Here is a 22,918-nt window from a genome sequence, read left to right on the forward strand (position 1 = left end):
AACATGTGCATGGCTACGGCTTGCTTGGGCCGGAAGGCGGCGATGGCGGAGGCAGAATTATTGCTTCAGGTAGCCCTGAGTAGGTGGTTGATATGCTGGAAATTAGTTATACTGCTCGATATTTGAAGAATGTATGTTTCTAAAGACAAGGGATATTTATGCAAGTTACTGCCAATGGAAGATTATTTAGTAATATTCTTAAACAAGGTATCTTTACAATTCCAAATTTTCAACGCCCTTTTGATTGGGATATAGAGCAAGTATCTGAATTTTTAGACGATATTAATGAAAATATTGATCAAAACTATTTTATTGGTCATATGGTATTAACTTATCCAGAACACAAAAATAAATACTCTGGACTGACATGCTACAGCATCATCGATGGACAGCAAAGGTTTACTACTATTACAATCTTACTGTGCGTGATTCGCGATATCATGCATCACAGACATAAAAATCAAGAATTAAAGGAAGCAATTAATAGATATTTATATACTTGGGATAATGATAATAATGAATTGCCTGTTTTAGAAACAGAGGTTCCATATCCAATTTTTCAACAATATATTCAGACTTATGCCCAAGAGCCAGAAAAAGAAGATTTAATTAACAGCATAGTGAATAATAAATTTAAAAATTTTATAAGTAACATAGATATAAAAAATGAGTCTGAGTTAAAATTATTAAACGCATATAACTATTTTTATAGCAGCCTAAAGGACTTTGATTTAGATAGATTAAAGAAAGTTAGAGATACAATTCTTGCTCTCGAGGTGGTATTTGTTGAAGTGGAAGATCTTGTAAGTGCTCACTCAGTTTTTATGACATTAAATGCAAAAGGTAAAGATTTAACATTTATAGATTTAATTAAAAATCATATTTTCAGTAAATATGATAAAACAAAGAAACCTGCTCAACCAAAATATTTGGAAGAAATTTGGAAGGAGATATTTTTAAATATTCAGTCTGGTGGCAGAGAGGAGTTCTTTTTAGCCTTTTGGAAATCTAGATATACTCCAACAGTTAGTAGAGAAAAATTTTATAAAGAATATATGCAATTGACAGGGAATAAACAGGAGAAATTTGATATAAATGCTTTTGTTGAAAACTTATATAATGATTCAAATATTTTTTGTAAAATCACCAATCCAAATATGGATGATTGGATTGATACAAATTGTCCTAAGAAAATCAAAATATATTTCCATTTAAGATATCTTATAAATTTTTTAGATGCTACAAAGTTAAGCTATCCATTTTTACTTGCTTTATTAAGATGTTTTAATAATAAATTAATTAATATTGATAAACTATTATCTGCTCTTAATATTCTTGAGAAGTATGTATTTATTAATAATATATTGTATTTAAAAGGCACTGCGGGTCTTAATAAAGTTTTTCCAAAGTATGCTTTAAAATTATTCTCTGCAAAGAAAAAAACAGAGGTTCATGATGTAATAAATGATTTTATTAATCAAATGAGAAATAAAGTTGAGCCATATAATGAAGAAATTATTGATAGAAATATTAGTAAAAGAATTTATTATGATAGAAACTCTAAAAAAGAAGAGGATAAAATTGCTAAGAGACTAGCAAGATACTGTTTGGAAAGATTGGAATGGCGAAGGCAGAATAATAATTTTAATATTATTGACATTAGCATTGAACACATCTATTCAAATGATACAGCTAGCTCCTTAAAAAATACATCAGATATAGATAAAATAAAAACTATTGGCAATCTAGTTTTATTAGAAAAAACTATTAATTCAAAAATTCCTAATGATTATTCAGAGAAGAGAGAAATTATTTTGAAAGAAAGTAACCTATTCTTAGCAAAAGAAATATTTAGCAAACATGAAAGTTGGGGAATTTCTGATATTGATAACAGAAACAAAAAAATGTCTAAAGAAATATATGATATGTTTGAGAGTAGCAAGCCGTAGCCTGCATAGCCAACCGACCGCGTGCGTGGCTATGCCACACACCCTACCTGACGTAGAGGGTATGTGCGGTACGCACGCACACGGTCATCTAATTGGCGGTTTGCCGTTTTGTATTTTTAGACGACCTCAAAGGTTGTCTGAAAGCTGATGATAAAAATTGAAACTGACTACTACTACGCTTAAAATCAGGCTAAATGGCAAAATAACTTTTTATGACAGTACAAAGAAGGTCGTCTGAAAATTTTTCAGACGACCTTCTTTACATCTACATACTCCTATTAAACCAGCTTACTGTTCACCCAACCTTCCACGCTTGCCAACATTTCAGGCAATTTGTCGGCATCTGTACCACCGGCTTGCGCCAAGTCAGGACGGCCGCCGCCTTTGCCGCCGACTTGTTCGGCTGCAAATTTAACCAGATCGCCTGCTTTGACTTTAGCAGTCAACGGTTTGGATACGCCGGCGCATAGGGAGACTTTGCCGTCGTTGACTGCGGCGAGCAATACGATGGCTTGTTCTGATTTGCCGGTCAAGTCGGTCACGATTTCGCGCAGGGCGGCGGCATCGGCTTCGATTTGTGCGGCAACGAGTTTGGCTGAACCCAAGTCTTTTGCATCGTCCAAGAGTTTGGCGCCTGCATGGACGGCGAGTTCGGCTTTGGCGCGTGCCAATTCTTTTTCCAATGCTTTGGCGTGTGCCGCACCTGCTTGGATTTTCGCCAGTACGTCTTTTTCGGTTTGGGCTTTGGTTTCGGCAATAATGTCTTTAACCAAACGCTCTTGATCTTGCGCCCATTTGAGTGCGTTCAGGCCGGTGATGGCTTCGATACGGCGCACGCCTGCGGCAATACCGCCTTCGCTGATGATTTTGAAGAGGCCGATGTCGCCGGTGCGTGAAACGTGTGTACCGCCGCACAATTCGGTAGAGAAACCGCCCATTTGCAATACGCGCACTTCGTCGCCGTATTTTTCGCCGAAGAGCATCATGGCGCCGGTTTTTTGGGCATCTTCCATGCTCATAATGGCGGCGTTGACGGCAACGTTGGCCAAAATGGCTTCGTTGACGCGGCGTTCGACTTCGGCGATTTCTTCGGCAGTTACTGCTTGAGGATGGGAAATGTCGAAACGGGTGGATTCGGCGGTAACCAAAGAGCCTTTTTGTTCAACGTGTTCGCCCAATACATCGCGCAGGGCTTTGTGCATTAAGTGGGTCGCGCTGTGGTTGCGCATATTGGCATTGCGGATTTCGTCATCCACTTTGGCGGTAACGCTGTCGCCGACTTTCAGACGGCCTGAAGTTTGTATGCCGAATTGGCCGAATACGGCCGCTTTGATTTTTTGGGTATCGTGTACTTCAAAGCGGTTTTCGCCTGCGAAGATATAGCCGACGTCGCCGACTTGGCCGCCGGATTCTGCATAGAACGGGGTAAAGTCGATAACGATGGCACCTTCTTCGCCTTCGTTCAATTCGTTGACTTGCTCGCCGTCTTTGTAGAGGGCGAGGACTTTGGATTCGGTTTGGCGTTCGCTATAACCTTTAAACTCGGTGTCTTGACCTTCGTAAGGCAGTTGGGCGTTGGCTTTGAAGCTTTGTGCGGCGCGTGCGCGTGCGCGTTGTGCATCCATTTCGCGGTTGAAGCCTTCTTCATCCAAATCGATGCCCAATTCGCGCGCCATGTCGGCAGTCAGGTCGTAAGGGAAGCCGTAGGTGTCGTAGAGTTTGAAGATGTGTTCACCACCGATAACGAGTTTGCTGTTGGCGATGTTGTCCATCAAATAGGCATTTAAGGCTTCGGCAAACGGTTTTTCCGCGTCGGGAATATGGGCGGTTTCCAAAGCAGCCTGCAAATCGATATACATGCCTTCGTTCAGGCTACCTGAAACTTGGGGACGGATAACGATTTGCTTTTTGCCTGAAGCGGCACGGGAGGCGGCGGTGAATTCCACACCCTCTGCGGTTTTCAATGCCAGTGGTTTGCCCGCACCATCTTGCGGCAGCAGGCTTTCCAGTTTCAAGAATTTCATGCCGTTGAACACTTGATTGAACAAGCCCATGCCTTTTTCCAGCGTTTCGCCGAAACGGCTCTCTTCCGCGCGCAGGGCTTCCATAATCTGCGTCTGCTTCTCTTTCAACTCAGGATAAGCATCACCCATTACTTTCACCAAGTCGGGCACGAGTTTGTAGAAAAACGCTTGTTTCTGACCGAGTTTGTAACCGTGGCGTACGGCGCGGCGGACGATGCGACGCAGTACATAGCCGCGGCCTTCGTTGGACGGCATCACGCCGTCTGCAATCAGGAAGGAGCAGGAGCGGATGTGGTCGGCGATGACTTTCAGGCTTGGTTCTTCCATGCTGAACGGCGCGCCGGTTTCGCGGGCAACGGCTTTGAGCAGGTCTTGGAACAGGTCGATTTCGTAGTTGCTGTGGACATGCTGCATGACGGCGGCCATACGTTCCAAGCCCATGCCGGTATCAACGGATGGTTTAGGCAGCGGATTCATATTGCCTTGTTCGTCGCGGTTGAACTGCATAAATACGCAGTTCCAAATTTCGATCCAGCGGTCGCCGTCTTCTTCAGGGCTGCCCGGAATGCCACCCCAGATTTCTTCGCCGTGGTCGTAGAAAATTTCGGAGCAAGGGCCGCAAGGGCCGGTGTCGCCCATTTGCCAGAAGTTGTCAGACGCGTATTTCGCGCCTTTGTTGTCGCCGATGCGGACGATGCGCTCGGCAGGCATGCCGATTTCGTTCAGCCAGATGTTGTAGGCTTCGTCGTCTTCTGCGTAAACGGTCGCCAAGAGTTTGTCTTTAGGGATGTTCAACCATTCCGGGGAAGTCAGGAACTCCCAAGCGAAGTGGATGGCGTCGCGTTTGAAGTAGTCGCCGAAGGAGAAGTTGCCCATCATTTCAAAGAAGGTGTGGTGACGGGCGGTGTAGCCGACGTTTTCCAAGTCGTTGTGTTTGCCGCCTGCGCGTACGCATTTTTGCGCGGTAGTGGCGCGGTTGTAGGGGCGTTTGTCAAAGCCGAGGAATACGTCTTTAAATTGGTTCATGCCTGCGTTGGTAAACAGCAGGGTCGGGTCGTCGTGTGGTACGAGCGAGGAGGAGCGGACGATGGTGTGGCCTTTGGATTCGAAAAATTTCAGGAATTTTTGGCGTAGTTCGGTGGTTTTCATAATGTCTCGATAAATTTTTTACAAGGATTTCAGACGGCCCGGACGGCGCGTTGCGATTAAAAACGAATGGGCGTTATCTTACCGCAAAACCATATTTCAAGCTATCGGCAGAAAGGTTTTAAGTTGGCTGCAATCCGTCTTTCAGACGGCCTCAAGCGGGACGATATCTTTTAACAATGAAGCCTATCCGCTCGGGCTTGCCTGCTTTATAATGCCTCTCTATTTTCAACCGGATACGCAAGGAATGATAATGACCAAACATCTGCCCCTCATCGTACTGACTGCGCTGGCACTGGCCGGCTGCGGCGGCTCGGACAAAACTTCTGCCGACAAGGCGGCTCAAACCGATAATCAAAAGGTATTGAGCATTTACAATTGGTCGGAATATGTCGATCCCGAGACGGTTGCCGCGTTTGAGAAAAAACACGGTATCGCAGTAACTTACGATGTATATGACAGCGATGAAACGCTGGAGAGCAAGGTATTGACCGGCAAGTCGGGTTACGACATCGTGGGTCCTTCCAATGCGTTTGTCGGTAGGCAGATTAAGGCAGGTGCGTATCAAAAAATCGACAAGTCTCTGATTCCCAACTATAAAAACTTGAATCCGCAGTTGATGAAACTGATGGAAGGTGTCGATCCGGGGCATGAATATGCAGTGCCGTTTTATTGGGGTACCAATACTTTCGCCATCAATACCGAGCGTGTGAAAAAGGCGTTGGGCACGGATCAGCTGCCGGACAATCAATGGGATTTGGTGTTTAACCCTGAATACACGTCCAAACTCAAACAATGCGGCATCAGCTATTTGGATAGCGCGGCGGAAATTTATCCTATGGTGTTGAACTATATGGGTAAAAATCCAAACAGCAGCGAAACGGCGGATATTAAGGCGGCTACGGAAGTTTTGAAGAAAAACCGTCCGTACATCAAGCGTTTTACCTCGTCCGGTTTTATCGATGATTTGGCGCGCGGCGATACTTGCGTAACGATTGGCTTTGGCGGTGATTTGAACATTGCCAAACGTCGTGCCGAAGAAGCAGGCGGCAAGGAAAAAATCCGTGTGATGATGCCGAAAGAAGGCGTGGGGATTTGGGTGGATTCGTTTGTGATTCCGAAAGATGCCAAACATGTGGCCAATGCCCATGCGTATATCAATGATTTCTTAGATCCTGAAGTTGCGGCGAAAAACGGCAATTTTGTTACTTATGCGCCGTCTAGCAAACCGGCTCAAGAGCTGATGGATGAAGAGTTTAGAAACGACAATACGATTTTCCCGACCGATGAGGATTTGAAAAACAGCTTTATCATGGTGCCTATCCAACCGGCGGCGTTGAAATTTATGGTCCGTCAATGGCAAAGTGTGAAAGCAGGTACATAAGCTGATTTGAACGTATTAAGGCCGTCTGAATGGTGTAACCGAAATGTTTGATTTCGTTTTACGGCTGTTCAGACGGCCTTTGGTTTGTGTCAGATTGGCTTGGATAAGGTTTAAAAACAAAGGGCGTGTCTATCAATCACGCCCTTTTGTTCGTTTCAGACGGCCTTAGAATTTCACGCCTTTATGCAGGGCGACGATGCCTGCGCTCATGTTGTGGTAATCCACGCTGTCGAAGCCTGCATCCAGCATCATTTGCTTCAAAGTTTCTTGGTCGGGGTGCATACGGATGGACTCGGCAAGGTATTGGTAACTGTCGGCATCTTTGGCAATCAGTTTGCCCATAATCGGCAACAGTTTGAAAGAGTAGAGGTCGTACACGCCTTCCAAAGGTTTGTACACTTTGGAGAATTCCAACACCAGCAGGGTGCCGCCCGGTTTCAATACGCGGTACATTTCTTTCAGCGCGGCATCTTTGTGCGTCATGTTGCGCAGGCCGAATGCGACGGAAACCAGATTGAAATAGTTGTCGGGGAACGGCAATTTTTCAGCGTCTGCCAACGATACGGGCAGAATCATGCCTTCGTTGAGCAGGCGGTCGCGGCCGACTGTCAGCATAGAGGAGTTGATGTCGGTCAGCCAAACTTCGCCTTCTTTGCCCACACGTTTCGCCCAGCCTCGGGACAAATCGCCTGTACCGCCGGCGATGTCCAATACTTTGTCGCCTTTTTTCAGGCGGGCGGTATTGATGGTGAAATGTTTCCAAACGCGGTGCAGACCGCCGGACATTACGTCATTCATAATGTCGTAGTTTTTTGCCACGGAGTGGAAGACTTCGGCAACTTTGCCTGCTTTTTCGTCTTCGTCAACGGTAGAGAAGCCGAAATGGGTTTTGTGGTCGCTCATAGTGTCTGCCTTCTTAAAATAATACGGATTCAGATATCGAATACGTCGAAATCGCCAACCACTTTCGACGCGGGAAATATAGTTTGTGCCTGCCGATCCAGCATCAGGCGGTGCACTTCTTCGGTATAACGTGCGCTGATGTGGGTCAGGTAAAGTTGTTTCACATTGGCTTGCAAAGCCAGCTTGGCTGCATCGGCTACGGTTGAATGGAACACTCGCTCCACTGTCTCTTCATCGCCTGCGGCAAAGGTTGCTTCATGCACCAAAACGTCTGCGTTTTGCGCGGCGCGCATTGCCTGCGGACAGGCTTTGGTATCGCTGAAGATGGCCACTACCCGTCCTTTTTTAGGCGGGGAGAGGAATGCTTTGCCGTCAATGATCCTGCCGTCGTCCAATGTCGGCTTCGCCTTTTTTCAGACGGCCTTTCCGCCGCAACCTCCGCTACCGCAGGAATGTGTGCGTTTGGGTTTTAAATCTTCTGCACTTGGCGTTCTGGACGCGCCGGCTTTTTCGAGGCGGTCGAGATAGTCTTGCCAAAGCGCGTCTTGATTGTGAGCTAGTCGGTAGAGATAGTCCCAATCGTAAAGGCCGCTGTCGTGGCCGTCTGAAAAAGTAATTTTCAATGCGTATTGGCCGACGGGGTCTAAATCGGTAATGCTGACTTCGGCTTTGCCTGTTTGTAAAACATCCTGACCTGGACCGTGTCCGCGCACTTCCGCGCTGGGTGAGTACACGCGCAGGTATTCGGCAGGAAGGCTCTTGGCACCGTCAACATAGACCAAAGTCAGTACACGCCGCTCTTGCTGGAGGCGGATTTCTTGTGGAATTTTATCGGCTTGGGTCATGTCATGCTCCGTTCTTTTTACGCAAATAGTCAACGCGTACAGAAAAAATACCGCCAAGTACGGCAAACAGCACGATTGCGTAGAGTGAAAACCGTATCAGGATCACTTGCGTGTCCGCCGTCAGCCCCAAAGGCAGCAACATCACGGCCACGAACAGTAAAAACGCGACCAACATGGCGGCAATGCTGGTAAAGGCATAGCGGGTATTGGCTGCTGTTTGCGGATGTTTGGTCATATTAGATAGCTTGCCGTAGGGTGGTGAGGCGGTATTTTATCAGCTTTTTGGTGCTTCATGCCGTCTGAAAACGGCTTTATTTCCATAAATAAAGTGTAATGGCGCGCCCGTCTTCGCCTTCGGGCATTAAGCGGATGCTGCTGCCTTTGCTTCCGTTGACACGGATAATGATGCCGCCCGCCTGCCGCTCGATAATGTCGATTTGGGTGTCGCGGTTCATGCGGTAGTTGTAGCGTTCGCATTGCTTCAAGCACCAAAAATCCTGCCAATGGATAAAATATTTTTGTCCGGATTCGATGGCCAGCGTTTCTCCGCCTTTGACGATGAAGTAAGGGTAATCGGGTTTTTGCGTGCTGAATGTCCATTCGGCCGTTTTGTCTTTTCCGTTTTGACGGTATTCGAACACGGCACGGTAGTCGGTGTCGTATTCCAATGGCTGTAAAGGGAACAGCGCAAATTGGCGTTCGGTCAGGAGGCGGTTTGGGTCATTATCTTTATCTAAGATTTTGACGTCTCTGATTTCTTTTGTGTCCTGATACAGTTTGAACGAACGCATTTTGACCGGAGGCGATTGTTCTGAGAACGCAATGCTGACCGGATTGCCGGTCATTTCATGATGCGGCATAGGGTCGGGACGTTCGCCGTGGAAAACCGGCGAAGCGAAGTTGCCTTGCGGATAGGTGATGTAAGGCTGGGTTTTGCGGTTGGAAATTTCATCAGCATAAACAATGGCATGACCATGACAGGCATCTTGATAAAACGAGCGGCTGAGGTCGGAGAGAGGGCGGTTTTTTTGGCAGAGGCTGTTGAATCTGCTGTCGCCTTGATTGATGCTGAGCGCGATTTGTTTGCCTTGTGATTCAAATGCCGCTCCGGCCTCGTCGATATTTTGATCGAGCAAGGAGAGGCGGTGGTAAATCGCCGTCATCAGATTGTCCAGCTGATGTTGGGCAGGTAGATGGTCGTTGATTTTTTCGTTTGGCGGATGCTGGCCGGTACTGACGTTTTCATGCACGCCTTTATAGGCATAACCGGCTTTGCGCGTGCGGTCTGATGGGCGTGGGCCTGTATAAAAGGGATTGCGCGTATTGTGTTCATCATGGCCGTCGTCAGGGTTTTGCAGCAGATAGCGGGCATGATTGCGCGCGGCGCGTTCGAGTGTGTCTGAGTGCGCCAGTGCGGGTAAATTGGCTGAGTCGCGGAGGAAATTTAAATACGCCAAAGCGTCAAAATCGGCAACGGCAGAACGATTTTGCGGCGGTTGGGCGTAGATGAGCTGGTCTTCGGAATAGCGATGGGTTTCGTAGTATTGGAATATGCCGAGGGCGACGGCAAAACCACCCAGCCAGTAAAGAATGTGTTTCATTATATGTACTGCGTTCAGACGGCCTTGAGCTACGGCTCTTTTCCTTTGAAACTCATGTCGTTAAATGATTATTTTGATAGCGGCTTGACTTGGAATGCTTCAGGATGGGATTTGAAATATTCGACAGCGATAAATCCGCCGCCAATAATAATCAAGAGGGCAATGGCCATGCCGATCATCGCTAAAATGAATTTGTCCATATTTGTCCGTTTGAATGAAGGCCGTCTGAAACACTTGAAAGCGTTCAGACGGCCTTAAGTCAGGTTAATTAACGTTCGATTTGCGATACGTCGCGTACTGCGCCTTTGTCGGCGGAAGTCGCCATCGCGCCGTAGGCACGCAGGGCTGCGGAGACATAGCGGTTGCGGTTTTCCGGTTTCCACGCTTTGCTACCGCGTGCTTCCATTTCGGTACGGCGTGCGGCAAGCTCTTCATCGGAAATGACAAGGTGGATGCTGCGGTTTGGAATATCTATTTCGATGGTGTCGCCTTCGTGTACCAAACCGATGGCGCCGCCTTCTGCCGCTTCAGGCGAAGCGTGGCCGATGGACAGGCCGGAAGTACCGCCGGAGAAGCGTCCGTCGGTCAGCAGGGCACAGGCTTTGCCCAAACCTTTGGATTTCAGGTAAGAAGTCGGGTACAGCATTTCTTGCATGCCCGGGCCGCCTTTAGGGCCTTCGTAGCGGATGATGACGATATCGCCAGCCACGATTTGGTTGCCCAAAATGCCTTCTACTGCATCTTCTTGGCTTTCAAACACGCGGGCACGGCCGGTAAATTTGAGGATGCTCTCGTCCACGCCTGCGGTTTTCACGACGCAACCGCGCTCGGCGATATTGCCGAACAATACTGCCAAGCCACCGTCTTGCGAGTAGGCATGTTCAACATCGCGGATACAGCCTTTTTCGCGGTCAAGGTCGAGGGTTTTCCACATACGGTTTTGCGAGAACGCCTGAGTAGTGCGCACGCCGCCGGGAGCTGCTTTGAAACGCTCGATAGCATGGGTGTTTTCAGGGTTGGTCACGTCCCATTTTTCAATCGCGTCTTTCAGTGTCGGCGCGTGGATGGTGTACACGTCGGTGTGCAGTTTGCCTGCTTTGTCCAATTCTTTCAGAATGGCGAAAATACCGCCGGCGCGATGCACGTCTTCCATATAGTAGTCGTGGTTGTTTGGCGCGGTTTTGCAGATGCAAGGCACAACGCGGCTCAGGCGGTCGATGTCGGCCATTTTGAAATCGACACCGGCTTCGTTGGCAACGGCCAACAGGTGCAAAATGGTATTGGTAGAGCCGCCCATGGCGATGTCCATGGTCATGGCGTTTTCAAACGCTTTTTTAGTGGCAATGCTGCGCGGCAATACGGTTTCGTCGTCTTGCTCGTAATAGCGTTTGGTGATTTCGACAATCATGCGGCCGGCTTCGAGGAACAATTCTTTGCGGCCTGCGTGGGTAGCCAGATAAGAACCGTTGCCGGGCAGGGACAGGCCGAGCGCTTCGGTCAGGCAGTTCATGGAGTTGGCGGTGAACATGCCGGAGCAGGAGCCGCAGGTCGGGCAGGCGTTTTGTTCGACTTCTTCAACCTGTTGGTTGCTGACATTGTCGTCCGCCGATTCAATCATGGCGTCAATCAAGTCCAAGCGGCGTTCGGGCTGGATGTTTGCTACGCCGATGACTTTGCCCGCTTCCATCGGACCACCGGAAACGAAGATGGTCGGGATGTTCAGGCGCATGGCGGCAATCAGCATTCCCGGAGTGATTTTGTCGCAGTTGGAAATGCACACCAGCGCGTCGGCGCAGTGGGCGTTGACCATGTATTCGATGGAGTCGGCAATCAAATCGCGGCTGGGCAGGGAGTACAACATGCCGCTGTGTCCCATGGCGATGCCGTCGTCGATGGCGATGGTGTTGAATTCTTTAGCGATTGCGCCCGCTTTTTCGATTTCACGGGCAACCAGTTGACCCATGTTGTGCAGGTGGACATGACCGGGGACGAATTGGGTGAACGAGTTGGCAACGGCGATGATGGGTTTGCCGAAGTCGGTTTCCATCACGCCGGTGGCGCGCCACAATGCGCGCGCGCCCGCCATATTGCGGCCGTGGGTGGAGGTTTTGGAGCGGTATTCAGGCATTTTTGTTCCTTTATTTTATGCTGAGGCCGTCTGAAATAGGCTGGTTAATTGGCGGCCCGTTGTAGAAATAACTCGGTATTTTATACCAATTACGAGCGATGAAGCACGCTATTTTGTAATAAAACTAAACTGTGTTTGCTTCACCTGAATTTGCTGCTCATTCTTTCAGACGGCCTGAAGTTTTCTTAAGATGAAACGTTGTCTTTCCCAGTTGCAAAAGATGTTGGCATCAAAAAGTGATATGATAGGGAACTTCTCACATTTCTAAGGATAAGACGATGAAAAAAATCATGTTTGCATTGTGTTCGGCCATGTTGGCTTCCGCTGCGTCTGCCGCTGTTTATAAAGTGGACGAATTTCATGCCAATGCCCGCTTTGCCATCGACCATTTCAACACCAGCACCAACGTCGGCGGTATTTATGGTTTGACCGGCAATTTGGAATTTGACCGTGCCAAACGCCAAGGCTATATCGATATCGTATTGCCTTTGTCCAAACTGCAAACCGGTTCTGATCACTTTACCCAACATTTGAAATCTGCCGATATTTTCAATGCAGACAAATACCCTGAAATCCGTTTTGTATCCACCAAATTCAATTTCAACGGCAAAAAACTGCTGTCTGTTGACGGCAACCTGACCATGAACGGCAAAACTGCGCCGGTAAAACTCAAAGCCGACAAATTCAACTGCTACCAAAGCCCGATGTTAAAAGCAGAAGTATGCGGCGGCGACTTCAGCACCACCATCGACCGTACCAAATGGGGCTTGGATTATTTGGTGAGTGCCGGTATGAGCAAAAAAGTAAACATCAATATCCAAATCGAAGCAGCCAAACAATAATCCTGCTTGATTTCAAAATAAAGGCCGTCTGAACAGGTAAGGCAGAAATCGTTGATTTCGTTTATCCCTGTTCAGACGGCCTGATGATTAAAGACGTTTAGGATTCTTTATTTTTATCGGCTTTGGCTGCCCAATAAGTTGCCAGAAGCGAGCCAGAGATATTGTGCCACACGCTGAACAATGCGCTGGGAACGGCAACAACCGGCGCGGCGGCAAAGTGTGCAGCGGCGAGGGCTGCGCCTAAGCCTGAGTTTTGCATACCGACTTCGATGGCCAGCGTTTTTTGTGCATCATAAGGCAGGCCGGTCCATTTGGCGGCAAAGAAGCCGAGCAGATAGCCGATGCCGTTGTGAAGTACGACAACGGCAAAAATCAGCAGGCCGCTTTCAATAATCTTGCCTTTGCTGGCACCGACAACCGCGCCGATAATCAGCACGATGGCGGCAACGGAAACCAGCGGCAGCGCATCGGTCAGTTTTTCAGTTTTGTTGCCCAAGGCTTTATGGACAATCAAGCCCAAAACGATGGGGAACAAAACCATTTTGACGATGGACATCAACATACTGCCCGCTTGGATTTCCAGCATTTCACCGGCAAGCATCAGGAAGATGGCGGGGGTCAGCAATGGAGAAATCAGAGTAGAAACCGATGTAACGGCAACCGACAAAGCCACATTGCCGCGCGCCAGATAAGTCATTACGTTGGAAGCCGTACCGCCAGGGCAGCAGCCGACCAAAATTACACCGACTGCGATTTCGGCAGGCAGGTTCAACAGCTTGGCCAGTAGATAGGCGGTTGCCGGCATGATGGCGAATTGTGCAATCACGCCGATGATGACGGCTTTGGGGCGTTTAAACAAAATATCGAAGTCGGAGGGTTTAAGGGTCAAGCCCATGCCGAACATGATGATGCCCAGAAGCCAAGGAATGTAAGGACCGACCCATTTGAAGGTTTCAGGTGCGGAAAAAGCGATGCCGGCAAAGAGCGCCGCCCAAAGGGAAAATGTTTTTCCAATAAAGTTGCTGATTTTATTGAGGATACTCATGATAATATGTTGTGAAGTTGTTTTTAAGGGAAGTCAAGGATACACGCCTTAACCTTAATTTGCAAAATGACTTAAAAATAGACCAGGCCGTCTGAAAATAGAGATTGATTTTCAGACGGCCTGCAATTTGTATTTATGATATAGACAGTATTACTCTTTTGATAAAATATTGCGCAGCCATCGGGCGGCAGGTGCGATTTCTCCGGCGAGCATGCCGGTTTCGATTTGGCTGCTGTGTTTGATGACATCGGCTGCCGCTCCGTGTAGCCATACGCCGGCACAAGCGGCCTGGAATGCCGGAATGTCTTGTGCCATCAGGCTGCCGATAATGCCGCTCAAGACATCGCCGCTGCCGGCGGTGGCCAAACCGGCATTGCCGCTGGTGTTGGTATAGACTATGCCGTCTGCCGTGGCCACCAATGTATGATGGTCTTTCAACACGACGGTCGCGCCATATTTACGGCTGATTTCGGTTACGGCTTTTTGCCTGTCGGCTTGAACTGATTGAGTATCGGTACCGAGTAGGCGGGCGGCTTCGGCCGGATGGGGTGTCAGGACGATATGTTTGTACGATTTGAGGCGTTCGGCCAATTCGGGAGAACGGGCCAGCAGTGTCAAGGCATCTGCATCGATCAATAAAGGCCGGTCATGGTGTGTCGACAGGATTTTGGGTAGCAGCTGCTCCGATAATCCGTCCAGACCGAATCCGCAGCCGATTACCCGTGCGCTGACATCGTTGCGCTCCATCAGTTGGGTCGCAGTGGCAAGCATGATTTCAGGGCGTTCGGGAATGATGGCAAAAGGCAGCGCGGCTTGGTTGAAACCTGCCCAAACCTTGCCGCATCCTTGATATATGGCGGCTGTAGCTGCCAAAACTACCGCACCGCTCATTCCCGTTGCGCCGCCGATAATGGTAAGCGTGCCGTATGTGCCTTTGTGCGACTCTTGGGCACGAGGGCGGAATACGTCGGGAAATACTAAGGCCGTCTGAAAGGCCTGAAGCGATTCGGGAAGCGTGTAGATGGGCTGCATGGCGTAATCTTCCAAGATAAGAAATTTAATTTTAAATCAGAAAGTAAAAGGTAATGAAGCAAAAAATAAAAGTTTGGGACGCACCTACGCGCCTGTTCCATTGGCTCTTGGTGTTATTGATGGGATTCATGTGGTACAGCGCCACCCGAGGCGGCGATATGCTGGTATGGCACTTGCGCGGCGGCTTGTTGATGCTGGCTTTGGTGGTTTTCCGCTTGTGCTGGGGGATATGGGGCAGCGATACGGCAAGATTCAGCCGTTTTGTGCGTCCTTTTTCCGAAATCCGCCGCTATACGCAAGGTCAAATGTCTGAAGACGAATTGGTCGGCCACAATCCTTTGGGCGCGCTGATGGTCATCGCTTTATTGGCCGCCTTGGTTTTTCAGACGGCCACAGGCTTATTTGCCGCCGATGAAAATACGTTTACCAATTCCGGTTTTTTGAATCATTTGGTCAGCGAACACGCCGGTACGCTGGCGCGAAAAATCCATGTCAATTTCTTTAATATTTTGGCCGTTTTGGCGGCTGTACATATCGCGGCTGTTTTGCTGTATCGCTTTGTGAAAAAACAGGATTTGATTACGCCGATGATGAGCGGCTTTAAAACCATTGATGCTAAGCAGCCTAAATTGGCCGGAATGGGACAACTGCTTGCCGCTTTGTTGGTGGCGATTGCTTTAGTGTGCGCAGTATGGATGTTGCGCGGCTGATGTTTTAAGGCGGACACCCAAAAACAAACCGACCCCGATAGCTGCAATGGCTGTTGGGGTCGGTTGCTTTTTAGGGTTTAAAAGATGATTGTTCAGACGGCCTTAACGCAGCGCAGGATGCTGTGTCCGCGGCCGATGCCGTCTGAAATTTCCGCTACTTTCAATCCGGCTTTTTCAACGCAACGGATCAGGTCTTCAGAATGGAAGATTTTGCTGTTGCCGTTGGCCATGGCAGTGAAATACAGGCTGGTCATGGTCAGGCAGTAGGCGGCGGTTTCGTAGCGTTGTCTGTCCCAGAAAGGCTCCATGATGTAGAGACTGGTGTTTTCGCTCATAGATGCAGCGGCGCGTTGAAGAATGCTGGTGGCTTGTTCTTCGGTGAAACAGTCTAGGAATTGGCTCATCCAGATCGCGTCAAAACCGGTCGGGAACGGAATCTCAGGATCAAGCAGGTTGGCCGGATGAGCGTGGATACGGTCTGCGCTGTTTTTGCCTTTAGTCGCTTCGCGCATCAAGCCGATTTGTTGCGGCAGATCCATGATGGTTACTTCGACTTCGGCATTGTGGTTGACGCATTGCTCCGCCCAGCGGCCGGTATTGCCGCCTACATCGAGCAGTTTTTTGACCGGTTTGGCGAACACGGTGTTGAGTGCTTCGGAGAAGGAGTTGTCGGAATAATAATGGTCGAATGCAAACCATTTTTCCTGCGCGATGCTTGGCAATGAAGACAAGCCTTCGTAAATGGTCGGCCAGTCGCCGAATACTTTCAGGCCTTCGGGCTTGCCGGTTTGCAGGGTTTTTTCCAGATCAAACATGCCTTGGTAGCAGATTTCCTGCGTGAAATCCATGTTGACGCGGGCCATTTTGTCTTTGAGGACAAACCAACCGGCCTTGCTGATGAAATAGCGGTCGTCGCGAGTCAAAACAGTGCCGATAGACAGCGAAGCTTCCAGCAGGACTTGTGCCGCGTAGTTGCTGATTTTCGCTTTTTCAGCGATTTCGGCTTGAGTGAGGCCGTCTGGATGGTCGTTCAGCAAATCCAGAATGCCAAATTTCACCATCAGGCGGGAAACTTGGAACACAATCGGTGCAAAAGCGATTTCTTGAGCCAGACGTTGAGCCTCGCCTGCAGACTGGTGTTCGTGGGAATAGCGTTGTTCTAGGGCAGGGAAGAGTTGCATATTGTTGGTTTTCCACTAAAAAGTTAATAAGTATATTCAGACGGCCTCAAACACAATCCGTCCTGATGCACACGGATGCTCTCCGTTGTTGATTTTAAAGCTCAGTTTATTTTTACCTTCATCGTATTTCAGCTCCACCGACACTTCATCATGAGGACGGATGAACTGCTGATATTTTAGATTTTCGATGCGGATGACGCGCTGTTTGCCCCATGGCTTGGGCGCGATCAGGTTGCGCACCCATTGCAGCTCGACCACGCCGGGAACCAGCGGGAAGGTGGCAAAATGGCCGCCGAAATAAACCAAATCCAAAGGCACGCGGCCGATGAAGGTTTCGGTATTGTTTTCATTGTCAGATGATGTTTTCGACCAAATGGGCGAAGTTTGGGCAACGGTAAAGGCCGTCTGAAAATCCGCCGCAGCGATTTTGGCTTGGGCATTGCGCGGCAGGTTGTCGGTAAAACGCCAGTAACGCGGCAGGGCGATGGTGTCCTGCGTGGCGGCCAGATGGCGTTTGAGTGTATCGGCAACCGCAGCGCGGCCTTTCTCGCGCAAGGCGGCGATACCGTCTGCGTTCAATGCCGCCCATATGGCGATGCGCTGATGTTGCGGATGGCGGCCGCAATGGGCGTCGGCAATCCAAGAGTGTTGTAAAAGTTCGTGTTCGATTTGGGTCAGCGACACGCGTTTGTCCTCAAATTTAATAATGCGGTCTTGGCGACCGAGTAACAGAAAACCGTCATCTTGCGGTTCGATCAAATCGGCGGTTTGGCGGCGTTCGGGCGACCAAGGCGAAGAAGCCCAAAGTGCGCCTTCTTCGTTTTGCCCGATTTCCACGCCTTCGAAAGGCTGCCATTCTTGGCGTTCGCAACGTGAGGCAATCACGCCGGTTTCGGTACTGCCATAGACTTCAAACGGGCGCACGGCAGCCTGTTGAAGCAAATCCGCTGTGGCTACGGGCAATGCGCCGCCGGCCGAGACAATGCCTGCAATTTTATGGCCGATACTCTGCCAGTTGCGGTTTTTGCCCAAGCGGTTGAGCACGGCCGGACTGGCAATCCAAACCACTTTATCGTGTGCGGCCGTGCTGGAAAGCAGGTTTTCCGGATAAACCGCCTGCTGTCGCTCCATAGTCCAACCCATTGTCAGTGCGAGTGCGAAGCGGAACGTAAAGCCATAAAGATGTTGCGGAATCACGCTGCCGATCACGGTTTCACTGTGTTGTCCAAATGGCAGCGTATTTGCCAAAGTCAGGGCTTCTGCCTGCATTTGCGCGGCGGTTTTCACAATAATCTGCGCTTCGCCGCTGGAGCCCGATGTTTTCAGCCATGCTTCGGCATGGTCGGGAATCAGATGGTTTTCAGGATAGGTGCTCAGTCCTTCCGATTCTGTTTGGGTCAATACATCAGGCAAGTGCCAGATGTTCAGGCCGTCTGAAGATAGCTTTTTATCTGTTGAATCTGTTAAAAATGCCTCTGCCGTTTTCCCCCATTCCAAATTGTCTTGCGCCAAATTGGGCAACAATAAAACCTTTCCGCCAGAATGCCACACTGCCAACACAGCACAGGCAAACAGCGCGGCATCGTCAAACCACAACGTGGCCGTTTGCATGCCTGCCTGTTTCAGACGGCCTGACAGCCGGAAAACCGCACGGTTGAAATCAGCACGCGTCCAATTCGGATGGGCGGCGATAAGGTCGTGTTGGGGTAAGTCGGGGGATAGGATTCGGGTTAGGTGCATGATGGTTCTAAGGTTTTATAATTTTGATGTATTTGCCTTGGTATCTTCTTTGAATTGGTTCAAGCATTCATCGTATTGTTTGTTTGTCGTTTGGCGTACCAATTCGTAATCATTTGCCTGCCATTCTTCCAATGAATGGCTTTCACTTCTTTTGAAGCAATGGAGTAAGCGATCGGTTTTGCCGTTTTGTCTGTCTACAAAAGGCTGATAATTAATGAAATATTTTTAATGGATTAAACCTTCAAAACCAATTTCCGATAAATCCACTCTCCGGCAAATAAGATTCCCATTAACACATAAGACACGATGCCTGTATAAGCCGCCCACCAGTCGTAATATTGTAAGCCTGCCAAAATGGCGGCGGTTGCGCCGTTGAAGATAAAGAACGTGCACCAGATTTTAGTGACACGGCGGGTATGCAGCACACCTTCGGGCGGCAGGTCGGGGTGTTGCAGTCGGGCGAGGCGTTCGATAACGGTTTGTTTGGCAAACAGGCTGCCGCCGAAAACGGCAAGCATCAGCGCGTTGACGGCGACGGGATACCAATACATCGAGTCGGGTCGTCTGAAAACCAGTATCGCGGCGAAAAAGGCGGCAAGGATAATCGCCGTAATGCGTTGGGCTGTGGTTTGCGGCATGGCGGCGCGTATCAGCCACAGGATGCACATGGCGGCGGCAAGCCAAAAAAATGCGCCGTTTTCCCTGCCGTAATACCATAGGAGCGGATAGGCAAGGCTGGCGAGGGTCAGCAGGAGTTTTCCTAATGTTTTCATAATGGTGTTCGGTTTCAGACGACTTTTGGGTTTTAGGGAGAGGGAAAGGTCGTCTGAAAGTTGTTTGGAAAAATAGTAGGGTCAGTTCAGCATGGCAATGGCGGCGGACAGAAAAAACGGTGCGACAAGGGTCAAGATAAAGCCGCTGACGACGGCGTATTTGATGTATTCGGCGCGGCAGTTTTCTTTGACAAAGGGCAGGGCGGAGTCCATTGCCGCTGCGCCGGAAATGCCGATTGCCGCCATAGGCTGCTTTCGTCCGTAGAAATACAGGAAGACGATGCTGATCATTTCGCGGAAAAAATCGGTCATAAACGCTGCCGCACCCATTTCGGGCGATACCGCTTTTCCAACCATAGGACCCGAAAGGGAGAACCAGCCGAAACCGCCCGACAATACCAGGCTTTGGGCAAACGAATAGGGCGAACACAGCGAAAAAACGAAACACGCGGCGGCGGTTGCAGCAACGGTTAGAAGCGGCAGCAGGAAAATCCTACGTCCGAATCCGCCAAGCTGGAAATGAACCAAGTCCATGCCAACCATGAAAATCAGCAGATAGAGGATATGGGTGCTGTCGATGGGCAGATTGCCGACCTGTCGCCCGAAAAAGGCAAATGCCGCGACACCCAAACCAAAAAAAGCAAAGGCTTTGAAACAGCCGTAAAAGGGTTTGATAAAGCTGCCCGACGGCGTGGAAGCAGTCGAGGCTTCGGGTTTGCGATAAAGTGCAATCAAGGTAAACGCGCTGATAATCAGTGCGAACAGCAGGGCATATTTGACGATGTCCGCGCCCAGATTCGGGTCGGTAAAGACGCCGCCAAACTCATAGCCCATGAAAAAGAGCAGCAGCAGGACAATAAAGGACAAGGGTTTGAGTAGGATTTGTCGAAGGGGGAGTGCAAGAAATTTACCAGATAGGAAACCAGTAGATAACAATGCAAGAACAATAAAGATCGATGATAAAGATGATTCCATATAAATAACTCTCCAGTTAAAAAATTATTAAATTCGTATTAAATATTTTGTTTTGTGAGAGAAAAGTCAATTAATATCATCGTTCTTTGAGCAGGTCCGCTAGTAGGATCGCTTTTGGTTAAATGGTCAGCATAATGACTTACTGCGTTGTCGTAAACGGCAAAACTTTTTAAAAATTTTTTAAAACGAATGTATCTATAAAATCTTTTTCTGAAATTTCTGTTAGCTTTTTATTACTGCATTTTATTTTCCCAATGTAGTTGTTTCTTCCGCTTGCATTACTGTTACGTTGAACTAAATGTGCAAAAGTAAAAGGTTCTCCATCCTGATGGAAACAATTAAGAAATTAATCTCGTTAATTAATGTTTAATAATCTTCATTAGAGTATTCAATATCAGATTGATAATGAATGAATCCGTTTTTTTGGAGTAATGCTTTCACATTTTTTCCTTTTGATGTTAAGTTGGAAATTAATTGTAAAAATATAATATTTGTACAGTTTGATGGATAAGAGCATTTGCAGACGACCTTTCTACCCTATATTTGACACAAAAGGCCGTCTGAAAATATGCTGATTCAAAGCGGAATCAGGAATCTTGTTGTACTTTCAAAACTGCTTGAACCACGTCTTCTACGGTACGCACATTGCGGAAGTCTTCGGCTTGCAGTTTGCGACCGGTTTCGCGTTTGATGTGGTCGATAAGGTCGATGGCGTCGATGCTGTCGATTTCCAAATCTTCGTAGAGGTTGGTTTCGGGTTTGATGCGTTCCGGTTCGATTTCAAACAGGTTAACCAGTGCATCGGTCAGCAGGGTGCGTACTTCTTGTTCGGTCATCTTTTCTCTCCCTTATGCTTGGCGGCTCTTGACGAACTCGGCTAAAGTTTTGACGTTGGCGAAGTTTTCGCGCAGGTTGTCGTTTTCGCCGTCGAGCTGGAAGCCGAAGGTTTTTTGTACGGCCAAACCAAGTTCCAATGCGTCAACCGAATCCAGACCTAGGCCGTCGTCGCCGAAAAGCGGATCTTCGCTGCCGATGTCAGCAACGGTAATGTCTTCCAGACCTAAGCTGTCGATGATTAATTGTTTGATTTGGTTTTCTAAATTGCTCATGTGGTTTTCCTTGTGAAATAGTCTTGCAGGTATTCGTTTAAACGGCGTGCGGCGATGGGCAGGGGTTTTTCTGCCAGCCATTCTTCCGGCAGGATGTCGTCGCCGACGGTAATTTCATAATGAATTTTTTGTGGCGGGATTTTGTACCACGGTTGCCCTTTTTTAAAATTGGGTGGCGTCATCTTGATGCACACGGGCGTGATGACTGATGCACTGCGCAAACCGAGTGATACGGCGCCGCGGTGCATTTTAACCTGTCCGTCCCAACCTGTGCGCGTGCCCTCGGGGAAAATCAGCAAACTTTGTCCGCTTTTGAACACGGCATCGATTTCTTCCAGCATTTCCATGCTTTCGTCGTTGGGGATGTAGCCTGAAGCGATAATCTGGCTTTTCATGCTTGGGTTGTGCAACAGGTCTTTTTTAACCAGTACGTTCGGCTCCGAATAATGGCTGATCAGCAAGACGACATCCAAAAGCGAGGGATGGTTGGCAAGAATGAGCTGACCGGGTTTGCCGAGTTTTTCCAAGCCGTTGAAACGGACGCTCAATACGCCCGACCATTGCAGGTAGCCGACAAAGAAACGCCAAACTCTGCCTATCATGCGTCTTGCTTCAAGTTGGCGTTTGATGTCGCCTTTGGTCGATTTGAGCGTATAGGGCAAAAGTGCGATTTTGAACAATACGCCTGCAACGCCGAAGAGGATGAAGCCGAAGAATGTGGCAAAAAAGCGACGGAAATAGTCTAAAGTCTTCATGCGTTTTTCTGCCAGTGCCAGTTTCTACCGGCATAGTGTTGCGTGTGTTGTCGGCCGTCTGAAAGCAGGAAGCGTACCCACTCCAAGCTGCTCCAATAGGGCTCGACTGTTGTATCGTTAGGGTTTTCAGACGGCCTTTCGGATGTGGTTTCCAAGCTTAAGGTATAGTTTTCGCCTTTGGTGATGACCAGTGCCAATGCATAGGCAAACGGTGCACGTGTAGCCAAGACGGGATAGTCTTCAGACAAAGGATCATCAGCGACAATTACTAAAACGGATGGCGCGCCGTCTTGCAAAAGCGCGAATGCCTCGGTCAGCGCGGTTTCAAAGGAATCGGCGGCAACGGCCAACGCGGTATGCTCGCTCATGTCTTTACGCAACATCGACCATTGCCCAATCGTCGCGTTGTGAACGGACAGGCCGAATGAGGTCGGCGAGACGGTATGCGTGTTCAAAAGCTCTTGCCACAATTCAAAGCTGCGGTTGCTTTCGCCATCGTGCGAAACGTAAACCGGTACGCTTTCGGGATATTGGTCGGCCAGATTCCATGCGGCATCACAAACCAAGCGTGCCGCTTTTCCCAAGCGGCGGCGTTGCATAGGCGGCAAAAAGGAGAGCGCGGGTTTGCACTCCGGCAGGGATGCGGTATCGAGTTTTCCCTGCGCCCAGTCCTGCCATTGCTCCGGCGTACTGATCTTGCTGGAGGAGGCCTGCCATGCGGCGACATTGAAGCTGAAACGGCAAACGTTTTGAGGCATGATGTCTTTCAATGTTTT

General features: G+C 48.8%; 22 protein-coding genes. 4 read left to right on the forward strand and 18 right to left on the reverse strand.

The annotated features are described in order from the left end of the window. Nucleotides 1–158: 158 nt before the first annotated feature. Complete coding sequence (locus tag ACTHRE_RS07855) at nt 159–1,949, forward strand: DUF262 domain-containing protein (protein WP_377073840.1); 1,791 nt, start codon at nt 159–161, stop codon at nt 1,947–1,949. 278 nt (nt 1,950–2,227) lie between these two features. Here the strand turns inward: ACTHRE_RS07855 and alaS are convergent, their stop codons facing one another. Beyond that, nucleotides 2,228–5,122 carry an alanine--tRNA ligase gene (alaS, locus tag ACTHRE_RS07860; protein WP_377073839.1) on the reverse strand — a complete coding sequence of 965 codons (2,895 nt, stop codon included), beginning with the start codon at nt 5,120–5,122 and terminating at the stop codon, nt 2,228–2,230. 250 nt (nt 5,123–5,372) lie between these two features. On the opposite strand from alaS, the gene ACTHRE_RS07865 reads away from it, so the two are divergent. Further along, nucleotides 5,373–6,503 (forward strand): polyamine ABC transporter substrate-binding protein, encoded by a 1,131-nt coding sequence (locus ACTHRE_RS07865; RefSeq protein ID WP_003685623.1) that lies wholly within the window; start codon nt 5,373–5,375, stop codon nt 6,501–6,503. A 165-nt stretch (nt 6,504–6,668) separates the two neighbouring features. On the opposite strand, the gene ubiE is transcribed toward ACTHRE_RS07865, so the two are convergent. The 7 genes from ubiE to ilvD all read right to left on the reverse strand — a co-directional run bounded on the left by ubiE (nt 6,669) and on the right by ilvD (nt 11,980). Beyond that, a complete protein-coding gene (gene ubiE, locus ACTHRE_RS07870) occupies nt 6,669–7,406 on the reverse strand; it encodes a bifunctional demethylmenaquinone methyltransferase/2-methoxy-6-polyprenyl-1,4-benzoquinol methylase UbiE (RefSeq protein ID WP_004519946.1) in 738 nt (245 codons plus the stop codon). 29 nt (nt 7,407–7,435) lie between these two features. Beyond that, nucleotides 7,436–7,801 (reverse strand): MBL fold metallo-hydrolase, encoded by a 366-nt coding sequence (locus tag ACTHRE_RS07875; protein ID WP_377073838.1) that lies wholly within the window; start codon nt 7,799–7,801, stop codon nt 7,436–7,438. A gap of 18 nt (nt 7,802–7,819) precedes the next feature. Beyond that, complete coding sequence (locus tag ACTHRE_RS07880) at nt 7,820–8,251, reverse strand: gamma-butyrobetaine hydroxylase-like domain-containing protein (protein WP_150537749.1); 432 nt, start codon at nt 8,249–8,251, stop codon at nt 7,820–7,822. Nucleotide 8,252: 1 nt separating this feature from the next. Beyond that, on the reverse strand, nt 8,253–8,486 hold the full coding sequence (locus tag ACTHRE_RS07885; RefSeq protein WP_377073837.1) for a cytochrome b6: 234 nt from the start codon (nt 8,484–8,486) through the stop codon (nt 8,253–8,255). Between the two features lie 76 nt (nt 8,487–8,562). Beyond that, nucleotides 8,563–9,852 (reverse strand): CAP domain-containing protein, encoded by a 1,290-nt coding sequence (locus ACTHRE_RS07890; protein WP_377073836.1) that lies wholly within the window; start codon nt 9,850–9,852, stop codon nt 8,563–8,565. A gap of 68 nt (nt 9,853–9,920) precedes the next feature. After that, nucleotides 9,921–10,052 carry a hypothetical protein gene (locus ACTHRE_RS07895; RefSeq protein ID WP_256388404.1) on the reverse strand — a complete coding sequence of 44 codons (132 nt, stop codon included), beginning with the start codon at nt 10,050–10,052 and terminating at the stop codon, nt 9,921–9,923. A gap of 68 nt (nt 10,053–10,120) precedes the next feature. Continuing rightward, entirely contained in the window at nt 10,121–11,980 is a 1,860-nt protein-coding gene (gene ilvD, locus ACTHRE_RS07900; protein ID WP_377073835.1) for a dihydroxy-acid dehydratase, read from the reverse strand. Nucleotides 11,981–12,258: 278 nt separating this feature from the next. Between ilvD and ACTHRE_RS07905 the strand changes: the two genes are divergently transcribed. Then, nucleotides 12,259–12,822 (forward strand): YceI family protein, encoded by a 564-nt coding sequence (locus ACTHRE_RS07905; protein ID WP_377073834.1) that lies wholly within the window; start codon nt 12,259–12,261, stop codon nt 12,820–12,822. A gap of 97 nt (nt 12,823–12,919) precedes the next feature. On the opposite strand, the gene ACTHRE_RS07910 is transcribed toward ACTHRE_RS07905, so the two are convergent. Both ACTHRE_RS07910 and ACTHRE_RS07915 read right to left on the reverse strand, forming a co-directional pair. Beyond that, nucleotides 12,920–13,867, reverse strand: a complete 948-nt coding sequence (locus tag ACTHRE_RS07910; RefSeq protein WP_377073833.1) for a bile acid:sodium symporter family protein — start codon at nt 13,865–13,867, stop codon at nt 12,920–12,922. Nucleotides 13,868–14,017: 150 nt separating this feature from the next. After that, the gene (locus ACTHRE_RS07915) at nt 14,018–14,899 is read right to left on the reverse strand and encodes an NAD(P)H-hydrate dehydratase (protein ID WP_377073832.1); all 882 of its coding nucleotides are present in this window, start codon (nt 14,897–14,899) and stop codon (nt 14,018–14,020) included. 53 nt (nt 14,900–14,952) lie between these two features. On the opposite strand from ACTHRE_RS07915, the gene ACTHRE_RS07920 reads away from it, so the two are divergent. Further along, entirely contained in the window at nt 14,953–15,609 is a 657-nt protein-coding gene (locus tag ACTHRE_RS07920) for a cytochrome b/b6 domain-containing protein (protein ID WP_070588428.1), read from the forward strand. A gap of 92 nt (nt 15,610–15,701) precedes the next feature. Here ACTHRE_RS07920 and ACTHRE_RS07925 read toward each other — a convergent pair whose 3' ends face one another. From ACTHRE_RS07925 to ACTHRE_RS07960, 8 genes are all read right to left on the reverse strand, one after another. Beyond that, nucleotides 15,702–16,790 carry a methyltransferase gene (locus ACTHRE_RS07925; protein WP_070588429.1) on the reverse strand — a complete coding sequence of 363 codons (1,089 nt, stop codon included), beginning with the start codon at nt 16,788–16,790 and terminating at the stop codon, nt 15,702–15,704. A gap of 36 nt (nt 16,791–16,826) precedes the next feature. Then, entirely contained in the window at nt 16,827–18,530 is a 1,704-nt protein-coding gene (locus ACTHRE_RS07930; RefSeq protein ID WP_377073831.1) for an AMP-binding protein, read from the reverse strand. Between the two features lie 233 nt (nt 18,531–18,763). Further along, entirely contained in the window at nt 18,764–19,303 is a 540-nt protein-coding gene (locus ACTHRE_RS07935) for a hypothetical protein (protein ID WP_377073830.1), read from the reverse strand. A gap of 81 nt (nt 19,304–19,384) precedes the next feature. Beyond that, complete coding sequence (locus tag ACTHRE_RS07940; protein ID WP_377073829.1) at nt 19,385–20,170, reverse strand: lysine exporter LysO family protein; 786 nt, start codon at nt 20,168–20,170, stop codon at nt 19,385–19,387. A gap of 695 nt (nt 20,171–20,865) precedes the next feature. After that, nucleotides 20,866–21,114 carry an acyl carrier protein gene (locus ACTHRE_RS07945; RefSeq protein ID WP_003680823.1) on the reverse strand — a complete coding sequence of 83 codons (249 nt, stop codon included), beginning with the start codon at nt 21,112–21,114 and terminating at the stop codon, nt 20,866–20,868. 12 nt (nt 21,115–21,126) lie between these two features. After that, complete coding sequence (locus ACTHRE_RS07950; RefSeq protein WP_003680822.1) at nt 21,127–21,387, reverse strand: phosphopantetheine-binding protein; 261 nt, start codon at nt 21,385–21,387, stop codon at nt 21,127–21,129. Then, nucleotides 21,384–22,142 carry a lysophospholipid acyltransferase family protein gene (locus ACTHRE_RS07955; RefSeq protein WP_377073828.1) on the reverse strand — a complete coding sequence of 253 codons (759 nt, stop codon included), beginning with the start codon at nt 22,140–22,142 and terminating at the stop codon, nt 21,384–21,386. Before ACTHRE_RS07955 ends, ACTHRE_RS07950 begins: the two co-directional genes overlap by 4 nt. After that, nucleotides 22,139–22,900, reverse strand: coding sequence for a beta-ketoacyl synthase chain length factor (locus ACTHRE_RS07960; protein ID WP_377073827.1), 762 nt, complete (start codon nt 22,898–22,900; stop codon nt 22,139–22,141). Before ACTHRE_RS07960 ends, ACTHRE_RS07955 begins: the two co-directional genes overlap by 4 nt. Nucleotides 22,901–22,918 lie beyond the last annotated feature (18 nt).

The organism is Neisseria sp. P0001.S007 (assembly GCF_051963655.1).
In the GTDB taxonomy this organism is placed as follows: Bacteria; Pseudomonadota; Gammaproteobacteria; order Burkholderiales; family Neisseriaceae; genus Neisseria; species Neisseria subflava_A.